Annotated in this window: 2 protein-coding genes; both read right to left on the bottom strand. The window is 54.9% G+C overall.

The genetic code is table 11. The features are described from left to right. On the bottom strand, window positions 1–415 hold a 415-nt coding region (locus tag AC1DX0_RS34850; protein ID WP_477358938.1), incomplete at its 3' end, for a hypothetical protein. A 44-nt stretch (window positions 416–459) separates the two neighbouring features. Beyond that, the gene (locus AC1DX0_RS34855) at window positions 460–1,740 is read right to left on the bottom strand and encodes an O-antigen ligase family protein (protein ID WP_477223850.1); all 1,281 of its coding nucleotides are present in this window, start codon (window positions 1,738–1,740) and stop codon (window positions 460–462) included. Between the last annotated feature and the right edge of the window lie 517 nt (window positions 1,741–2,257).

The raw sequence follows: 2,257 nt of genomic DNA on the forward strand, positions 1-2,257 counted from the left end.
CCATTATAGTAATAGTATTTTTTTCTGATCTCTCGCTTTGGACATAGGCAACCAGAAACGAGAGGTTCCATATGACTCTGGCTGCATCGACAAATGATGATTGTCCGCTTTCTGCAACAAAGCGCGCAATTCGCGCGAGCAGGGAGCGAAACTCACGATCCTTAAATCTCGGTGCAACAATACCGATCCTATAAATTTGGCGGCCGACGAAATTTCTTGTCTCCCACGCTATTCGCACATCAGCTGCCAACGGGCCGCGCCGGCGCAAGCCGCTCGCCAACAGGGTGGATGCGGTTGTCTTTCCAATCCCGGGAAGGCCAAAGAATTCCACAAATCGAATGTCTGTTTGAAGCGCGCATGGTTCGACGCTTGGCGGCAAGCCTGCCGCCAGGTCACGAACTGTGGGCGCAATCATTGGATTCAGGTGAAAGTTGATTTTTCGGAAGGTTGAAAAACAGCTCAATGCTGAAATAGTTGCGACCCGGTCGCCGCGTATAACTTTGGACGCTCGAGACCGGTCTGCAATGATCGTTGCGTGCCGCGGTAGAAGATGAGCAAAGCCAACGGCAGCCAGAAGAAAGCCGCCGTTGATGGGCCGAAGGAATCGCTCATCTGGTTTGCGACGATGTAGTTCCACAGGGAAACCGACGTTCCGAGCACCATCACATTCACTTCCGTCGCGTGGTCACCCCCCCTGTCATTGCCGAGCAATGTGCAGAGGACGGCGCTGACCAGATATGCCAAGACGACGAGAACCATGATCGATACCAATGCGACGCCAGGCACTCCCAGTGTCCTAAAGAAGTCGATAAACAGATTGTGGCTATGGGGAGCGATATCGCCCACCGGCTGCCCTGCCCCCACTCCCATGAACGGATGCGACAGGCCGAGATCCATCGATATAGACCACAGTCGCTGCCGCGATACCACCGAATGCGCCTCGCCCCCCGAGAGTTGAAGAGCCAGCAGGTTGTAGGCCCGTGGATTTAGTGACTGCAATACCACTAGACTCGCTTCGAGCAATATTGGAGCAGCAATGGTCCCCACGATAACTTTTACGGGACTCTGCTTTCTTCGAATCAGGTAGATACTGTACAATCCAAAGAAAGTTGCGAGGCCGGCTACGCCGAGAACGAAGTTTGTCTTTGAACCCGATTTCACCAAACCCAAGAGTACCGCTACGAGGCAGCCCAAGAGGAGAACTCGGTGCCTCCGAGATGAGACCAACTTCGCGGCGACAAGCGGCAGACCAGCCGACAAGGCAATCCCAAGTTGGTTCGAGTGTTTGAAATAGCCTTCCGCCCGATCGGCGAACCTGGCATCGCCCAGTCCGATTGCGACAATACAGGATGTTGCAACACTCATGATGATTATCGTCACCACAACCCTGTCGATTGCAACGAGACCCTTGGGTCTCGTGGAGATCGCTGCGACTGCTGGAATAATCGCGAAACCAAACACCTGTGCGAAAACCGCGCGCATCGTCCTGATCGGATTGTCCGCGTAGAGCATCGACAATAGGGACAGAATGATGATGAAAGCAGATATCGTCAGCACCGCGGTCGCCAGGGCCGCTTCGGTCCGGTGGAGCCGTCGTGCCGTTTCGGCATAGGCAACAATGCTTGCGATGGCGCAGAACAGAGCCAGCACGAAGGAAAGCGAGCCATCCGTTCCGGCAATCCGCGTTGCGCCAGGGAACCAGATGGACACGATCAGCAAAAGAACGGATGCCTGCAACATAGATGAGATGTCACACTGAAAGCACTATGCAAGAACTTCGCGCCGACGCAGCCCTGCCCCGACGCGAAGCGTCCAAGGCCTTGTTGTCCTGAATAGCAGCACCGATAAACACAGGCTCAACGTCCCCTGGGCGGATCATATTTCATTGCATGCTGCCGCATGGCGGGTGAAATCTCCGCATACCTAATTGCAAGCAGCGTAGGCTCGGCGGGTGGACAAGGAAATGAGCGAAAAGGGGGCATTTGGACAGGGTGCTCTACGCCTTTTGTGCAATGCGGCGGAGGTGGAGTAATTCCCGCCACTCGATCGAGCGCCGACAAGACAGTGCAGCCGGATTGAGTGTTGGTACGGATTTGCAGATGTGAGAAGCTTAGGCATGGCACACTGTGTCTTCCACCTATAGGAGATCGCCGTGCTTTGGTGCCTTGTCGCCGCCGTCGGTGTGATCGGCATTTTGCTGGGATTTCGTTTTCGAGCAGCTGCGCTCATCATCATGACCGCGATGACTGTCATCGGC

Source organism: Mesorhizobium sp. P3_A9, from assembly GCF_056402975.1.